Genomic DNA, 15525 nt, shown 5'->3' with positions numbered 1-15525 from the left:
TCACTGCATATGTCTGCACACGACATCCGCGTTGAGAAGGGCCATGCCGAGCCCGAGGAGGTCGCGGCCCTGACCGCGATCCTGCTGGCCCGCGCCGCGGCCGCACCGACCGACAGCCCCGCCCTGCGCGGCCGCGACAAGGCCGGCTGGCGCCGCCTGGAGCGCCAGCACGGCTTCCGAGCCCCGCACAGCTGGCAGGGCTAGGCAGCGGGCACATCCGGTCCGTCCGGCCCGTCCGGTTCCATCGGCCCGTCCGGTCTCGCAGGACGAGCCGAGGGCGAGCCCCCAGCGCGAAGAAGCCCCCGGTGACCCAAAGGGTCCCGGGGGCTTCTCCATGACTGGAGGCGCCGGAGGCTAGCGGAGGCGGGCCATCAGCGCGTGTTCCACGAGCGTGATGAGCGCCGACTTCGCATCCGCGCGGTGTCGGGCGTCGGTCGTGATGATCGGGGTGTCCGGGCCGATCTGCAGCGCCTCACGGACCTCGTCCGGCTGGTACGGCTGGCTGCCGTCGAAGCCGTTGAGGGCGACGACGAAGGGCAGCCCGGAGTTCTCGAAGTAGTCGACGGCCGGGAAGCAGTCGGCGAGACGGCGGGTGTCGACGAGGACGATCGCGCCGATCGCGCCGCGGACCAGGTCGTCCCACATGAACCAGAAGCGGTCCTGACCGGGCGTACCGAAGAGGTACAGGATCAGGTCCTGGTCCAGGGTGATGCGGCCGAAGTCCATGGCGACGGTGGTCGTCGTCTTGTCCCCGGTGTGGGTGAGGTCGTCGATGCCCGCGGACGCGGACGTCATGACGGCCTCGGTGCGCAGAGGGTTGATCTCCGAGACGGCGCCCACGAAGGTCGTCTTGCCGACGCCGAAGCCGCCCGCCACCACGATCTTCGCGGACGTGGTGGAGCGGGAAGGCCCTCCGCTAGAGCTTGCGAAGTCCACTGAGCACCCTTTCGAGCAAAGTCACGTCTGGCTGGCCGCCGGCGTTCTCTTCGCCGCCGGGCTGATGAATGGCGACCAGGCCCGCCTCCGCCAAGTCGGCGACGAGAATCCTGGCCACACCGAGGGGGATGCTGAGCAGGGCCGAGACTTCGGCCACTGACTTGATCTCTCGGCAGAGGGTGCAGATCCGCTGGTGCTCGGGCAACTGGCCCTGCAACTGGTGCGGCTGCGCGGTGGTGTGCACCAGCGCCTCGATGGCGAGCTGGTAGCGCGGCCTGGTGCGGCCACCCGTCATGGCGTAGGGACGCACCAGGGGGTTGTTGGCAGCCGGCGCAGGGGTGTCGGGACGCCGCTGCGGCTGCACGGGCTGGATGCGCGGTGCCGACGGCTGGTCGTACGGCCCCGGCTGCCGCGGCTGCGGCGGGTGCGGGGGTGCGTACGGCTGACGCCGGTGGCTCGGCGCGGAGGGGAAGTTGTACCGGTTCGGCGCGTCACCCTGCCCCTGCCCCTGACCCTGGCCAGGGCCGTAGGACCAGTTCGCCGATGAACCGCTCGGGGGTGTTGCAGAACCAGCCACGCTTTCCTCCTCCAACTGTGCCGGGCACCATCACCGTGGAGCCGCGTCCCGAAACCTTACGGCCACGGGACGCGAAATCGCACCGTCTGTCTGTCAGTTGAGAAGGCTCCCCTGAAGCTCGGCCCGCAGGTCGGGAGTGAGAACCGTCCCCGCGCGGTCGACAAGAAGTGCCATCTCGTACCCGACGAGGCCAATGTCCGCCTCCGGGTGTGCGAGGACAGCGAGAGAAGAGCCGTCGGAGATGGACATAAGGAAGAGGAATCCTCGCTCCATCTCCACAACTGTCTGATTCACGCTGCCGCCCTCGAAGATGCGGGACGCGCCCGCGGTCAGCGAGGTAAGACCCGACGCGACGGCCGCCAGCTGGTCGGCACGGTCACGCGGGAACCCTTCGGACATCGCCAGAAGGAGTCCGTCGGCGGAGACCACCACCGTGTGGGACACCCCAGGGGTGTTGTCCACGAAGTTGGTGATCAACCAGTTCAGGTTCTGTGCCGCCTGGCTCATCGGGCTCACACTAACGCTCCTGGTTGTAGGTGCTGTCAGGACCACTGTGCTGATTCGTGGCCTGGCCGTTCGTGTCACTTCCTGCTTCGCGTCCCCGCTGCACGCCACGGCGCAGGTTGCTCAGCCTGCCCCTGACATCCTCAGGCGCGCGGGAGACCTGGGGGCCGCCCTGCGGGGTCGATTCCGCCGTGCCCTCGACCAAGTTGGCCTTGGGCACCCGGCGCGGCAGACCGGAGGAGGTGACTCCGCCGGCCTTGGGCTTCCGGAGCTGCTCCGCGCGGACCCAGCGCTCGTCGTTGGACGAACGCCAGTCGTCGGGGCCGCTGCCGTTGCTGCCGCTGCCGTTGTCCTGGGTGGTGTTGTCGCCGCGGTCGGGCGCCGGCGTCGCCGCCGGGGCCTGGCGCTGCTGCCCGCCCGAACCGCGCATCGGAAGACCGGCGTCGGTGAGCGAACGGGCGGCGGACGAGGTGGGGCCGGCCGGCGCCGCGGGACCGTGCGGGTCGAAGCCTACGCGCTCCTGCTGACCGGCGTCAGCGCGCTGCGCGGATTCCGCTTGAGCGCTGTGCTCGGACCGGTACGGCTCCTGGTAACTGTCCTGCGTCGGCCAGTCGTCCTGCTGCGAGCTGCGCCGCGGTCCGCTGCCGAAGGCCGAGTACGTCTCCTGGACGGGTTCCGCATAGGTGTCCTGGGACGCGTAGCCGTCCTGCGGTGCGAAGAACGAGTCGTTGTAGGAGCCGTTCTGCGGCTGCTCGTCGTACGTCTGCTGGCCCTGCGCGTAGACGGACGAGGGGTCCTCGTACGCCTGCTGCTGACGGTCGTCGTACGCGGGCTGCGCGGGCGCGTAGGTGGTCTGCTGCTGCTCGTACGGGTCCGGCCCTTGCGCCGCCTCGATCTCGTCGCGGAACAGGGGGCGGTCGTCACCGGTGTGCGCCTGGGCCTCCAGGGCCGCGCGGCGCTCCTCGCGCATCAGCGACCGGCCGACCGGGTCCAGGTCGCGCAGGTCGTCCGGGACCTCGCCGTAGCGGCTGTCGTCGAAGCCGAGCTCCGCGGCGGTGCGCAGCGGAGCCGGCTCGTACGCCGACTGCGACGGGATCATCGACGAGACGGTGAACTCGGACTCGGGGAGGTGCTCGCCGCTGCCACCGTGGGTGATGACGTCGGGCAGCATGACGAGCGACGTCGTGCCGGCCTGCTCGCCCGAGGGGCGCAGCTGGACGCGGATGCCGTGCCGGTCGGACAGGCGGCCGACCACGAACAGGCCCATGCGCTGCGAAATCGCGGCGTCCACCGTCGGCGGGTTGGCCAGCTTGTGGTTGATGTCCGCGAAGTCCTCGGCGGTGAGGCCGATGCCCTTGTCGTGGATCTCGACCATGACGCGGCCGTCGGGGAGACGGGTCGCGGTGACGCGGACCTTGGTCTGCGGCGAGGAGAACGTGGTGGCGTTCTCCAGGAGCTCGGCGAGCAGGTGCACGAGGTCGGTCACCGAACGGCCGTGGATCTCGGCCTCCGGCACGCCCGACAGCTCGATGCGCTCGTACTGCTCCACCTCGGAGGAGGCGGCGCGCAGGACGTCGACCAGCGGGACCGGCTGGTCCCAGCGGCGGCCCGGCTCCTCGCCGGCGAGGACGAGGAGGTTCTCGCCGTTGCGGCGCATACGGGTCGCGAGGTGGTCCAGGCGGAAGAGGTTCTCCAGCTGGTCCGGCTCGGCCTCGTTGTTCTCCAGGTCCGTGATGAGGGTCAGCTGGCCCTCGATCAGGGACTGGTTGCGGCGCGACAGGTTGGTGAAGATCGCGTTGATGTTGCCGCGGAGCAGGGCCTGCTCGGCGGCGAGGCGGACGGCCTCGCGGTGCACCTGGTCGAAGGCGCGGGCGACCTCGCCGATCTCGTCCGTGGAGTTGATCGGGATGGGCTGCACACGGGTGTCGACGCGGCCCGGGTCGGTGCGCGAGAGCTGGTCGACGAGCATCGGCAGGCGCTGCTCGGCGACGTCGAAGGCGGCGGTGCGCAGGCGGCGCATCGAGCGGCTCATCTGGCGCGCCATCATGCCGGCCAGCGCGAACGCGGCGAGCAGGGCGACCAGGACGATCGCACCGGTGACGAACGTGGACTGCTTGGCGTCGTCGGCGATGCCGGCGGCCTCGTTCACCGCCTTGTCGGCGAGGTCGGACTCGATGGTGCGGTACGCGTTGAACTTGGCGGTGTTGACCGCCCACCAGTTCTCCGCGGTGACGCCCTTCTGCGCGATGGCGACGCGGGCGCTCGGCTGCGTGGTGGGCAGCGTGGCGATGTAGGACACCATGTCCGTGGGGTCGGCCGGTGGCGGGACGTAGGTCTTGCCCTGCGCCTTCGCGGCCGCGACCGCCTGCTTGGCCTGCTTCGCGCCGTCGACCGCCAGCTGCTTCTTGGCGGCGTCGAGCTTGTCGACGTCCGCCTGCGTGCCGCCGCCCTTGTACTCCTCGACGGCGATGCCCTCGAGGTAGGCGTAGGAGGAGAGCGCGATCTTCTGCTTGCCGAAGGTCTCGGCCGTCGGGCCCGGCTTGACCAGCAGGTGCATACCGATCGACCGCTCAAGCGAGAGCGCGGCCTTCGAGAGCGAGATCGCGTAGACCGTGCGGCCGTAGCTCGTGATGTTTCCGGTGCCGAGGCCGAGCTCGTTGGCGAACTCCATCAGCGGGTGCTGGATGCCGACGTAGCCCTCTTCGGTCTGCACGCCGGGGAGCTTGCTCGTGTAGGCGGCGGCCCGCAGCTTCTCCAGGCCGGGCTCGACCTGGCGGAACTGCGTGAGGCGGCGCTCCAGGCCTTCCTTCGCCGGCATGTTCTTCGCGGCGGCGTCGAAGGCGTCGGCGGCCTCGTTCGTCGTCTCGCGGGCCTTGACGACCTTCGGGTCGTTCTTGTGGCCGAGCAGGAGAGGAGCCGCGGTGATGTCGCGCTCGTCGATCAGACTGTTGGCGTACGTCAGGGACGCCTGCACCAGACGCGCGGTGTTCTCCGCGTCCTCGGCCTCGTTCCAGGTGTCGATCGAGCCCTTCACCTGGAAGCCACCCATGATCAGACCCACGAGCACGGGTATGAGCAGGATCGCGTTCAGCTTGGTGGGCACACGCCAGTTGCGCGGCGACATCCGGCCGCCGGACGGCGCCGGGGGCGCCTCGGCCCGTGGCACATGCGCGGCCGGCGCCGCTGCACGCGGCGGCGGGGTGAAGTTGCCCCGTGCCGACGACGGCTCGGGACTGTTCTTGCTTCGCCTCACTCGACCAACAACCTCTCGGCGTCGGCACCTACGCTGTGCCGCTGTCTCCAGGCCCTTACCTACTGGGCAGTTCAGCGCATTCCAGCACGTCAGGCGGTTCTCTTCCAAACACCGGGAACCGGAACCTCCGAGTGACGGATGCCCTAGATAAAACGGTCATAAAGAGCGAGCCCCGCCAAAAGGCGGGGCTCTTGTGCGCACAGTGGAACCGGGTGTGCGCGACCTGTGTCTGAGGCCCTGGAATTCTCTGTCGAAACGTTATGAACACGGAGGCCGACCGTGTCAAAGGACACAGCGGCCGCCGGGCGCACTACGACAACTGCCGTATGGATCTAGCCACTTGGTGGCCGGATTTTCGGCGGTTGAGCTACTTCAGGCGGGCCATCAGGGCGTGCTCGACCAGCGTGATCAGGCCACTCTTTGCATCCGCACGGTGTCGGGCGTCCGTGGTGATGATCGGGGTGTCCGGGCCGATCTGGAGCGCCTCGCGTACCTCGTCGGGCGTGTAGGGCTGGTGTCCCTCGAAGCCGTTGAGGGCGACGACGAAGGGCAGCCCGGAGTTCTCGAAGTAGTCGACGGCCGGGAAGCAGTCGGCGAGACGGCGGGTGTCGACGAGGACGATCGCGCCGATCGCGCCGCGGACCAGGTCGTCCCACATGAACCAGAAGCGGTCCTGACCGGGCGTACCGAAGAGGTACAGGATCAGGTCCTGGTCGAGGGTGATGCGGCCGAAGTCCATCGCCACCGTGGTGGTGGTCTTGTCCCCGGTGTGGGTGAGGTCGTCGATGCCCGCGGACGCGGACGTCATGACGGCCTCGGTGCGCAGCGGGTTGATCTCGGAGACGGCGCCCACGAACGTGGTCTTGCCGACGCCGAAGCCGCCCGCCACCACGATCTTCGCGGACGTGGTGGAACGGCCGCCTCCGCCGTTAGAGCTTGCGAAGTCCACTGAGCACCCTTTCGAGCAGTGTCACGTCGGGCTGGCCGCCTGCGTTCTCGTCGCCACCGGGCTGGTGGATGGCCACCATTCCCGCTTCCGCCAGGTCCGCGACGAGGATCCGGGCCACACCGAGCGGCATCGACAGCAGGGCCGACACCTCCGCCACCGACTTGACCTCGCGGCACAGGTGGCAGATGCGCTGGTGCTCGGGGAGCAGCCCTATCAGCTGGGCCGGGTCGGCGGTCGTGCTGACGAGCGCCTCGATGGCGAGCTGGTAGCGCGGCCGTGTCCGGCCACCGGTCATCGCGTAAGGACGCACCAGCGGCTGGTCGCCCTCAGGACCGTACGAGGCGTGCGGAGATACGCCGTACGGGTCGTGAGAGGCGGTGGGCGGGGTCATGGATCCTCCGGGCGGGACAGCAGGTGGTCTGCGTGCCGTCTGACGGGGCCGGTGGGGGGCGGTGGCGGCCTGACGGTGCGGTCATACGTGCGTGTGGGGGAGGTCGTGACTAGTGCAGCAGGCTGCCCTGCAGTTCGGCGCGGAGATCGGGGGTGAGCACGGAACCCGCGCGGTCCACGAGCAGCGCCATCTCGTAGCCGACGAGGCCGATGTCGCAGTCGGGGTGCGCGAGCACCGCGAGGGACGAACCGTCCGAGACCGACATGAGGAAGAGGAAGCCACGCTCCATCTCCACCACGGTCTGGGCCACCGCGCCGCCCTCGAAGATCCGGGACGCGCCCGCGGTCAGCGAGGTGAGGCCCGAAGCGACGGCGGCCAGCTGGTCGGCGCGGTCCCGGGGGAACCCCTCCGACATGGCGAGCAGCAGGCCGTCCGCGGACACGACGACGGTGTGGGAGACCCCCGGCGTGTTGTCCACGAAGTTGGTGATCAACCAGTTCAGGTTCTGTGCCGCCTGGCTCATCTGGGTCAACTAACGCTCCTGCTGGTGAGTGGGGCTGGGGAAGCTGCCGGTCTGGCCCGTACCGGCCTGGCGACCCTGCTGGATGCCCCGACGGAGATTGGTCAGCCGGCCGCGAACGTCATCAGGCGAACGCGAGACCTGCGGACCGGTTTGGTGCTGTTGCTGCTGAGCCGTACCCGCGACGAGGTTCGCACGCGGGACGCGACGCGGGAGCCCGGAGACGGTGACTCCGCCGGCCGAGGGCTGGCGGACCCGCTCGGCCTGGCGGCCGAGCTCGTCGTTGGGCGACTGGCGCCAGTTGGCGGGCGCCTGAGCCTGCTGGGGCGCCGCGGGTGCGGCGGCCGCCGGGCGGGCGGGCGCGGGGGTGGCGTTGGGCGACTGGGGCTGCTGCGGCGAACGCTGCGGCAGGCCGCCCGGACGGCCGTTGTTCTGCTGGGGGGCGGGCGCCTGCGGCCGGTCCTGCTGCTGCGGGGCCTGCTGGCCCGACTGCTGGCCGTGGAACCAGTTGGTCTCAAGGGTGTCGAAGAGCGGGGTGCGGCCGTCGCCGGGTCCGGCGGGCGGCAGCTCGTCCTGCCGGCCGGGGGCCTGCGGCTGCGCCGGGAACCCCTGTTCCTGGCCGCCCTGGGCGGGCGGGCGCGGCATGGAGAAGTCCGCCGCGTCCCGGGAGCCGAGCTGCGGCAGGTCACGCGCGGGACCGCCGCGGCGGCCCTGCGGCTGCGGCTGGCCCTGTCCCTGGCCCGGTGCCTGACCGAAGCCGTCGCCGCCGGGGAACTGGCCGTCCTGGCGCGGACGCCCGGGGGTGTTCTGGCCGGGGGCCGCGAACTGGCCGGTGGCGGACGGGTCCTGAGCGCCGGGGCGCAGACCGTCGTCGAAGCCGGGCGCCGCGAACTGGCCGGTCTGGTGGTTCGGGTTCTGCGGCTGGCCGGGCGCCTGCTGCTGGGGCTGGAAGTGGTTCGGGTTCTGCGACTGACCCTGGTGGCCGCCGAAGACGTCGTTACGGACGAACGCCCCCGTGTCCTGCCCCTGACCCTGGTCGAGCGGGGCGGGCGCGCCGGGACGGGGCCCGTCGAAGTCGGGCCGGGGGAACTCGGCCGTCGAGCCGGGGCCCTGACGGTCGTCCACCCGCGGGAACTGCGACGTGGAGTCCGGCTCCTCGTGCCCGCGCGGCGCGTCGAGCGAGGCGCGCGGCACCGGCGGCTGCGCGTCGTCGTTGCCCCAACTCGGCACGCGCGGCTGGGGGTTGCCCCCGGGCAGCTCGGCACGGGGACCGCCACGCGGCGGCAGGACCGGCCTGCGGCCCTGCTCGGGCGCCTGGTTCGTACGCTGCTGAGGGGGCACGGGACCGTTCTGGCCCGGGCCCTGGCCGAGGCCCTGACCCTGCGGCTGACCCTGGCCGGGACCGCCCTGCGGGCCCTGCGCGCCGAACACGCCGGCCGGAGCCGGACGACCCTGCTGAGGGGACTGCTGCGGCTGCTGGGACTGCGGAGACTGAGGCGTCTGCGGGCCACCGGCCTGCGGACCGTTGCCGTCACGGCCGGGCAGCGCCGCGCGCGGACCCGAGCCCGCGACCTGCGGACGCGCCGCGCCGGGACCGGCACCGAGCCGACCCGCACCGCCGGGACCGCCCTGCGGACCCGTACCCGCGCCGACCCCACGCCGTGCGGCGGCCACACCGGCGGCGGCCTGTGCGGCGGCGGGGCCACCGGAGGCGGCGCCGGGACCGGGCTTGCCGGGAGCCTTCTTGCCACCCTGGGCGACATCGACGGGCAGCATGACGAGCGCCGTCGTACCACCGGAGTCGGACGGGCGGAGCTGGATACGGATGCCGTGACGCTGCGACAGACGGCCGACCACGAACAGACCCATGCGGCGCGAGACCGACACGTCCACGGTGGGCGGCGACGCGAGCCGCTCGTTGATCGCGGCGAGGTCCTCGGGGGAGAGGCCGATGCCGGTGTCGTGGATCTCGATGAGCACACGGCCGTCGGGCAGCGCGTGACCGGTGACCTTGACCTTGGTCTGCGGCGAGGAGAAGGAGGTCGCGTTCTCGAGCAGCTCGGCGAGCAGGTGCACGAGGTCGTTGACGACGCGTCCGGCGACCTCGGTCGAGGGGACCGAGGCCAGCTCGATGCGCTCGTACTGCTCCACCTCGGAGGCGGCGGCGCGCAGGACGTCGACCAGCGGGACCGGGCGGGTCCAGCGGCGGCCGGGCTCTTCACCGGCGAGAACGAGGAGGTTCTCACCGTTACGGCGCATGCGGGTCGCGAGGTGGTCGAGCTTGAACAGCGAGGACAGCTGGTCGGGGTCGGCCTCGCGCGACTCCAGCTCGGAGATGAGCGAGAGCTGGCGCTGGATCAGACCCTGGGAACGACGCGAGAGGTTGGTGAACATCGCGTTGACGTTGCCCCGCAGGAGGGCCTGCTCGGCGGCCAGACGGACCGCCTCGCGGTGCACGTCGTCGAAGGCCGAGGCCACCTGGCCGATCTCGTCGCGCGAGTGCACACCGACGGACTCGACGGAGGTGTCGACGTCCTGCGGGTCCGACTCGGACAGCTGCTTGACCAGCTCGGGCAGGCGGTCCTGGGCGACCTTGGTCGCGGTGTCCTGGAGCCGGCGCAGCGAGCGGATCATGGACCGGGCCACGACGAAGGCGCCGACGAGCGAGACGCCGAGGACGAGCAGGATCAGCGCACCGTTGATGATGGCCGTGCGCTCGGACTCGTTGCGCAGCTCGCGGGCCTGCTGCTCCATCTGGTTGAGCAGCGTCAGCTCGATCTTGGACATTTCCTGCAGACGCTGGCTGTCCGCGTCGACCCAGTCCTTGTAGGACCGCTTGTCCTGGATCCTGATGCCGCCCTCCTGGCTGAGGGCGCGGCGGGCGTACTGGTCGGCGGCCTTGATCGTCGCGTTGCCCGAGTCGATGGGCTTCATCAGCTCGGTGGCGGCGACGTTTCCGTAGACGGAGCTGAAGCCCTTGAGGTCGGACTCCTGGTTCTCCAGCGCGGACTCGCCGTAGCGGCGGTCGGTCTCGGAGAGCTTGCCGAAGTCACGGTCGTTCGGGGGCAGGGCGGCCGCGATGACGGCGCGCTGCACGGACGCGTACTCCTTGGCGGAGGAGAACGAGGCCAGGGCGCGCGTGCGCTTGATCATCTCGGGGTTGCTGGTCGCCTGCGCCATGTCGGTGGACAGCGACAGGAGCTGCTCGACGAGGCGGCTGTAGGCGTCGATCGTCTGGGACGAGGTGCTGCGGTCCTTGAACGCGTCCTGCCGGATGCCCTTGAGGTTGTTGAGCTGGCCGGCGATCTGCGTGACGTGGTCCTGCACACCGTCGAGACCGCTGTTGCTGGTCCCGTCGGTGATCTCGTACGTGCCTTCCATGAAGGCCTTGCGCGCGCGGTCGGTCTTCTCGCGCGCTCCCTTGACGGTGTAGTCCTCGGTCGCCTTGCCGCCGTTGGCCAGGGGGCCCGCCGACTGGTCGCGCTCCTCCTGGAGCGCGGACGCGAGCTCGGTGGCCTGCTTGGTCATGTCGGTCAGCAGCTTCATGTTGTCGAGCTGCTGGATGTCACTCATCGACTCGCCGATACGCAGCGCGCCGAGGGAGGTCGCGGCGACCACGGGGAGGGCGAGCAGCGACACCAAGCGGGTGGAGATACGCCAGTTGCGCAGCGCTATTCGCGAGCCGGGGCCGGTCTGACTCTTCGGCTTCGCGGCGGTCTTGGGTGCGGCCGAAGCCGCCGTACTGCCCTCGACGGAAGCGGTCCGGCCCGGGTTCTGGGCGTGCTGGGGCGAGGAACTGCCTGTCATCGGGCCAGTCCCGCCGCGCGGCTCGGGCTCCGCCGCAGCGCTGCCATCCCTGTTCTTACGTCCCTGCACTAGCGTCGCAACCTCTGGACCAGGCGTCCCCCGCGTGCGCGGACGGGACGGTGTCGGCGTAGTTCGGGGGCGAGCTGAAACGCCCCCTTCGGTCGTCGGTGACCGGCGCTGCTCCCCCTTCCCGCCGCGACTCGGCGCTGCGTTGCGCCCCGTGCGCGCCGGCTCGATCTCGCGGCGGTCCCGCGAATTCCAGCACAGTGCAGGATCTCCAACAAGGGCCGAGGGTCAGGACCGGACCAGTGTGACGCCTTGTGAGGGGTGTGTCACGAGACGTAGAAAGTGATCTCGTCGATAACGGACTTTTACTGACGTTCCACCTACACCCCGGGGGTGTCCCAGTCGCCATGATCGGGAGCGGAATGGTGGCTTCAATGACGGAATGCCCGTTTCGATGCGGCGCACTTCGGGTCCGAATTGAAACTTTTGCCCGGCCTCTGGTGAGCAAACTCACATGAGGAACTTCGCCTCTTCCTCGCTTTCGACGGGAATCAGATGTTTAGCCTGACGCTTTACAGGGATGGCGAATCCGACAACCGGCGCCCCGCAGGCGCCCGCACCGACAAGGTCACGAGCGACACATGAAGACTGTGAAGTCCACGATGTTCCGCAACATCGCCAACCCGCGGCGTACGACGCTGATGCACCTCAAGGACGCCGACGAGCTGCAGACGGCGCCGGAGCTGCCGGAGTACTCCGTCGAGCTCCCCGCGCAGACGGCCAACCCGCGCCGCGCCATCCTGATGGAAGCCCCGGAGCAGACGCCCGTCGCCTCCTGACGCGCGGCAATCCGCGAGGCCGGGTGCCCGAGCCGCGTTAGCCTGGGTCGTCAGATTCCAGCCAGCGGAAGTAGAGGGGCGCAAGGCACCCGTGCGCATCGCCAGATTCTCCATCGACGGCAATGTCGCCTTCGGCGCGGTCGAGGGCGACAGTCCCCCCGGAACGACCGAGGGGCTTGTCCTCGACATCATCAAGGGCATCCCGTTCGCGGACTTCGAACTCTCCGGCACGAAGGTCCCGCTGAGCAAGGTCAGGCTTCTGCCGCCGGTGCTCCCGAACAAGGTCGTCGCCTTCGGCCGCAACTACGCGGAACACGCGAAGGAACTGGGCAACGAGGTCCCGGACGCCCCCTTCGCGTTCTTCAAGCCGTCCACCTCGGTGATCGGCCCCGGCGACCAGATCGCGTACCCCTCCTTCTCGCAGGAACTGCACCACGAGGCCGAGCTCGCCGTGGTCATCGGCCGCATGTGCCGCGAGGTCCCGCGCGAGCGCGTCAAGGACGTCATCCTCGGCTACACCTGCGCGAACGACGTCACCGCGCGTGACGTCCAGAAGCGCGAGAAGCAGTGGGCCCGGGCCAAGGGCTTCGACACGTCCTGCCCGCTCGGCCCCTGGGTGGAGACGGACCTCGACCCCAGCGACCTGACGATCCAGTGCACGGTCAACGGACAGCAGCGCCAGCTCGGCCGCACGTCCCAGATGATCCACTCGATCGAGGACCTGATCGTCAACATCTCCGAGGCCATGACGCTGCTCCCCGGCGACGTGATCCTCACGGGCACCCCGGAAGGGGTCGGCCCGCTCAACGTCGGCGACGAGGTCGCCGTCACCATCGAAGGCATCGGCACTCTCACCAACAAGGTGATCAAGCGTGGCTAACGCGAACGTCCGCGTACGTTTCTGTCCGTCCCCGACCGGCAACCCCCACGTGGGCCTGGTCCGCACGGCGCTGTTCAACTGGGCCTACGCCCGGCACAACCAGGGCTCCCTGGTCTTCCGCATCGAGGACACCGACGCGGCCCGCGACTCCGAGGAGTCGTACGAGCAGCTCCTCGACTCGATGCGCTGGCTCGGCTTCGACTGGGACGAGGGCCCCGAGATCGGCGGCCCCCACGCGCCGTACCGCCAGTCGCAGCGCATGGACATCTACAAGGACGTCGCCGAGAAGCTCCTCGCCGCCGGCCACGCCTACCGCTGCTACTGCTCCACCGAGGAGCTCGACGCCCGCCGCGACGCCGCCCGCGCCGCCGGCAAGCCTTCGGGTTACGACGGCCACTGCCGCGACCTGAGCGCCGAGCAGATCGCCGCGTACGAGGCCGAGGGCCGGCAGCCCATCGTCCGTTTCCGCATGCCCGACGAGGCGATCACCTTCGAGGACCTGGTCCGCGGCGAGATCACCTACCAGCCGGAGAACGTCCCGGACTTCGGCATCGTCCGCGCCAACGGCGCCCCGCTGTACACGCTGGTCAACCCGGTCGACGACGCCCTGATGGAGATCACCCACGTCCTGCGCGGCGAGGACCTGCTCTCCTCCACGCCCCGCCAGATCGCCCTCTACAAGGCGCTCACCGAGCTCGGCATCGCGAAGCTCACGCCCGCCTTCGGTCACCTGCCGTACGTCATGGGCGAGGGCAACAAGAAGCTCTCGAAGCGTGACCCGCAGGCCTCGCTCAACCTCTACCGCGAGCGCGGCTTCCTGCCCGAGGGCCTGCTCAACTACCTGTCCCTGCTCGGCTGGTCCTTCTCGGCCGACCAGGACGTCTTCTCCATCGAGGACATGGTCGCGAAGTTCGACCTCGCGGACGTCAACGCGAACCCGGCGCGCTTCGACCTGAAGAAGGCCGAGTCGATCAACGGCGACCACATCCGCATGCTGGACGTGAAGGCGTTCGCGGCGGCCTGCGAGCCGTGGCTGCGCGCCCCGTTCGCCAACTGGGCGCCCGAGGACTTCGACCAGGCGGCCTGGGAGGCCATCGCCCCCCACGCGCAGACCCGCGTGACGGTCCTGTCCGACATCACGGCCAACGTCGACTTCCTGTTCCTCAAGGAGCCGGTGGAGGACGAGGCGTCCTGGACCAAGGCCATGAAGGGCGACCCGGTCGGCCTCCTGACCACGGCCCGCGCGAAGCTCGAGGCCGCCGACTGGGCGTCGGCCGACTCCCTCAAGGAGGCCGTCCTGGCCGCCGGCGAGGAGCACGGCCTCAAGCTCGGCAAGGCGCAGGCCCCGGTCCGCGTGGCCGTCACCGGCCGCACGGTCGGCCTGCCCCTCTTCGAGTCCCTGGAGATCCTGGGCAAGGACAGGACTCTGACCCGCATCGACGCCGCCCTGGCCAAGCTCACGGCCTAAGCTCGGGCACATGCCGATCCGCGCGGTCCTGTGGGACGTAGACGACACGATCTTCGACTACGCGAACGCGGATCGCGCGGGAATGCGGGACCACCTTCGGGCCGAGGGCCTGGCCGACGGATTCACCTCCGTCGGCCAGGCCCTCGCCCGTTGGCGCACCCTCACCCGGGAGCACTGGGCGCGCTTCGAGTCGGGCGAGACCGACTGGGAGGGCCAGCGCCGCGACCGCGTACGGGCCTTCGTGGGGCGCGACGCCGGCGCCGCCGACGCCATGGACGACGCCGAGGCGGACGCCTGGTTCGGGCGCTACATCGTCCACTACGAGGCCGCCTGGGCGCTGTTCCCCGACACCGTCCCCGTGCTCGACCTGCTCGCGGAGCGCTACCGGCACGCGGTCCTGTCCAACTCCTCGCTCCACAACCAGGACCGCAAGCTGCGCGTCCTCGGCGTCAGGGACCGCTTCGAGGCCGTCGTCTGCGCCGCCGAACTCGGCGTGGCCAAACCGCAGGCCGCCGCCTTCCACGCCGCCTGCGAGGCCCTGGAACTGCCCCCGCACGAGGTCGCGTACGTCGGCGACCAGCCCGACACCGACGCCCGCGGCGCCGAGCAGGCGGGGCTCACCGGCATCTGGCTGGACCGCGCGCGGACCGGCGGCCGTCCCGAACTCACACGCATCACAGCGCTCGATCAGCTCCCCGCCCTGCTGGCCCCGGATACCCGTTTTGGAGCGCCGTCCACCTTCGGGTAATGTTCTTCCTGCGCCAAGGGAAACGGGCCAACAGGCCGGACCCGGAAGCGTAAATCAAACAGAACCCTCGCAAGGGGTTGCTTTTTGATGGCCTATGGTGTAATTGGCAGCACGACGGTTTCTGGTTCCGTTAGTCTAGGTTCGAGTCCTGGTAGGCCAGCTCGCAGAGCTTATCTGCATCGCGGATTCCAGATCCGCAAAGCCCCCGTTGTGTAGCGGCCTAGCACGCCGCCCTCTCAAGGCGGTAGCGCCGGTTCGAATCCGGTCGGGGGTACAGATCCTTCCCAGGGGGACAGTCCGGGTCGCACCCGCTGTTTTTCATGCAGGATCGCTAGGGCCCCCGTTGTGTAGCGGCCTAGCACGCCGCCCTCTCAAGGCGGTAGCGCCGGTTCGAATCCGGTCGGGGGTACTGATCGGGCCATCCAGGCCTGGATCGCATTGGGCTATGGTGTAATTGGCAACACGACGGTTTCTGGTTCCGTTGTTCTAGGTTCGAGTCCTGGTAGCCCAGCTGGATAGTGTGGCAACACAAGATCCTTGCCCCCGTTGTGTAGCGGCCTAGCACGCCGCCCTCTCAAGGCGGTAGCGCCGGTTCGAATCCGGTCGGGGGTACAAGACAGCAAGAGGCCCTCCCCTGTTGGGGAGGG

At 69.9% G+C, this 15525-nt stretch carries 13 protein-coding genes and 5 tRNA genes; 10 read left to right on the top strand and 8 right to left on the bottom strand.

Annotated elements, in window-relative coordinates:
• The first annotated feature begins 9 nt into the window (after positions 1-9).
• Positions 10-204, top strand: a complete 195-nt coding sequence (locus tag OG456_RS10955; protein ID WP_116509484.1) for an acyl-CoA carboxylase epsilon subunit — start codon at positions 10-12, stop codon at positions 202-204.
• A 150-nt stretch (positions 205-354) separates the two neighbouring features.
• Here OG456_RS10955 and OG456_RS10950 read toward each other — a convergent pair whose 3' ends face one another.
• The 8 genes from OG456_RS10950 to OG456_RS10915 all read right to left on the bottom strand — a co-directional run bounded on the left by OG456_RS10950 (position 355) and on the right by OG456_RS10915 (position 11006).
• Entirely contained in the window at positions 355-936 is a 582-nt protein-coding gene (locus OG456_RS10950; protein ID WP_054239772.1) for an ATP/GTP-binding protein, read from the bottom strand.
• Positions 917-1513: a DUF742 domain-containing protein gene (locus OG456_RS10945; RefSeq protein ID WP_227297381.1), complete on the bottom strand. Its 597-nt coding sequence runs from the start codon at positions 1511-1513 to the stop codon at positions 917-919. Before OG456_RS10945 ends, OG456_RS10950 begins: the two co-directional genes overlap by 20 nt.
• Positions 1514-1606: 93 nt before the next feature.
• Positions 1607-2020: a roadblock/LC7 domain-containing protein gene (locus tag OG456_RS10940; RefSeq protein WP_100595178.1), complete on the bottom strand. Its 414-nt coding sequence runs from the start codon at positions 2018-2020 to the stop codon at positions 1607-1609.
• A 10-nt stretch (positions 2021-2030) separates the two neighbouring features.
• Positions 2031-5270, bottom strand: coding sequence for a nitrate- and nitrite sensing domain-containing protein (locus OG456_RS10935; protein WP_266559673.1), 3240 nt, complete (start codon positions 5268-5270; stop codon positions 2031-2033).
• Positions 5271-5637: 367 nt separating this feature from the next.
• Positions 5638-6219: an ATP/GTP-binding protein gene (locus OG456_RS10930; RefSeq protein WP_100595019.1), complete on the bottom strand. Its 582-nt coding sequence runs from the start codon at positions 6217-6219 to the stop codon at positions 5638-5640.
• On the bottom strand, positions 6200-6610 hold the full coding sequence (locus tag OG456_RS10925) for a DUF742 domain-containing protein (protein ID WP_100595020.1): 411 nt from the start codon (positions 6608-6610) through the stop codon (positions 6200-6202). The genes OG456_RS10930 and OG456_RS10925 overlap by 20 nt, the downstream gene beginning before the upstream one ends.
• Before the next feature lie 109 nt (positions 6611-6719).
• Complete coding sequence (locus OG456_RS10920; protein WP_266569143.1) at positions 6720-7133, bottom strand: roadblock/LC7 domain-containing protein; 414 nt, start codon at positions 7131-7133, stop codon at positions 6720-6722.
• Positions 7134-7142: 9 nt separating this feature from the next.
• Positions 7143-11006: a nitrate- and nitrite sensing domain-containing protein gene (locus OG456_RS10915; protein ID WP_266559668.1), complete on the bottom strand. Its 3864-nt coding sequence runs from the start codon at positions 11004-11006 to the stop codon at positions 7143-7145.
• A 578-nt stretch (positions 11007-11584) separates the two neighbouring features.
• On the opposite strand from OG456_RS10915, the gene OG456_RS10910 reads away from it, so the two are divergent.
• The 9 genes from OG456_RS10910 (at position 11585) to OG456_RS10870 (ending at position 15490) form a co-directional block, all read left to right on the top strand.
• Complete coding sequence (locus tag OG456_RS10910) at positions 11585-11782, top strand: hypothetical protein (protein WP_116509458.1); 198 nt, start codon at positions 11585-11587, stop codon at positions 11780-11782.
• Positions 11783-11873: 91 nt separating this feature from the next.
• Positions 11874-12662 carry a fumarylacetoacetate hydrolase family protein gene (locus OG456_RS10905; protein ID WP_266559665.1) on the top strand — a complete coding sequence of 263 codons (789 nt, stop codon included), beginning with the start codon at positions 11874-11876 and terminating at the stop codon, positions 12660-12662.
• Positions 12655-14130: a glutamate--tRNA ligase gene (gene gltX / locus OG456_RS10900; RefSeq protein ID WP_266559663.1), complete on the top strand. Its 1476-nt coding sequence runs from the start codon at positions 12655-12657 to the stop codon at positions 14128-14130. Before OG456_RS10905 ends, gltX begins: the two co-directional genes overlap by 8 nt.
• 10 nt (positions 14131-14140) lie before the next feature.
• The gene (locus OG456_RS10895; protein WP_266559661.1) at positions 14141-14878 is read left to right on the top strand and encodes an HAD family hydrolase; all 738 of its coding nucleotides are present in this window, start codon (positions 14141-14143) and stop codon (positions 14876-14878) included.
• An 88-nt stretch (positions 14879-14966) separates the two neighbouring features.
• Positions 14967-15038 (top strand) — tRNA-Gln (locus tag OG456_RS10890).
• A gap of 41 nt (positions 15039-15079) precedes the next feature.
• Positions 15080-15152 (top strand) — tRNA-Glu (locus tag OG456_RS10885).
• A 62-nt stretch (positions 15153-15214) separates the two neighbouring features.
• Positions 15215-15287: transfer RNA gene (locus OG456_RS10880), tRNA-Glu, on the top strand.
• A gap of 30 nt (positions 15288-15317) precedes the next feature.
• Positions 15318-15389 (top strand) — tRNA-Gln (locus tag OG456_RS10875).
• 28 nt (positions 15390-15417) lie between these two features.
• Positions 15418-15490, top strand: a tRNA-Glu gene (locus tag OG456_RS10870).
• Positions 15491-15525: the final 35 nt, after the last annotated feature.

This window comes from Streptomyces sp. NBC_01446 (assembly GCF_026340095.1).
In the GTDB taxonomy this organism is placed as follows: Bacteria; Actinomycetota; Actinomycetes; order Streptomycetales; family Streptomycetaceae; genus Streptomyces; species Streptomyces aureus.
Note: the sequence above shows the minus strand (reverse complement) of the source record. Positions and strands in the feature narration are given on the sequence as shown.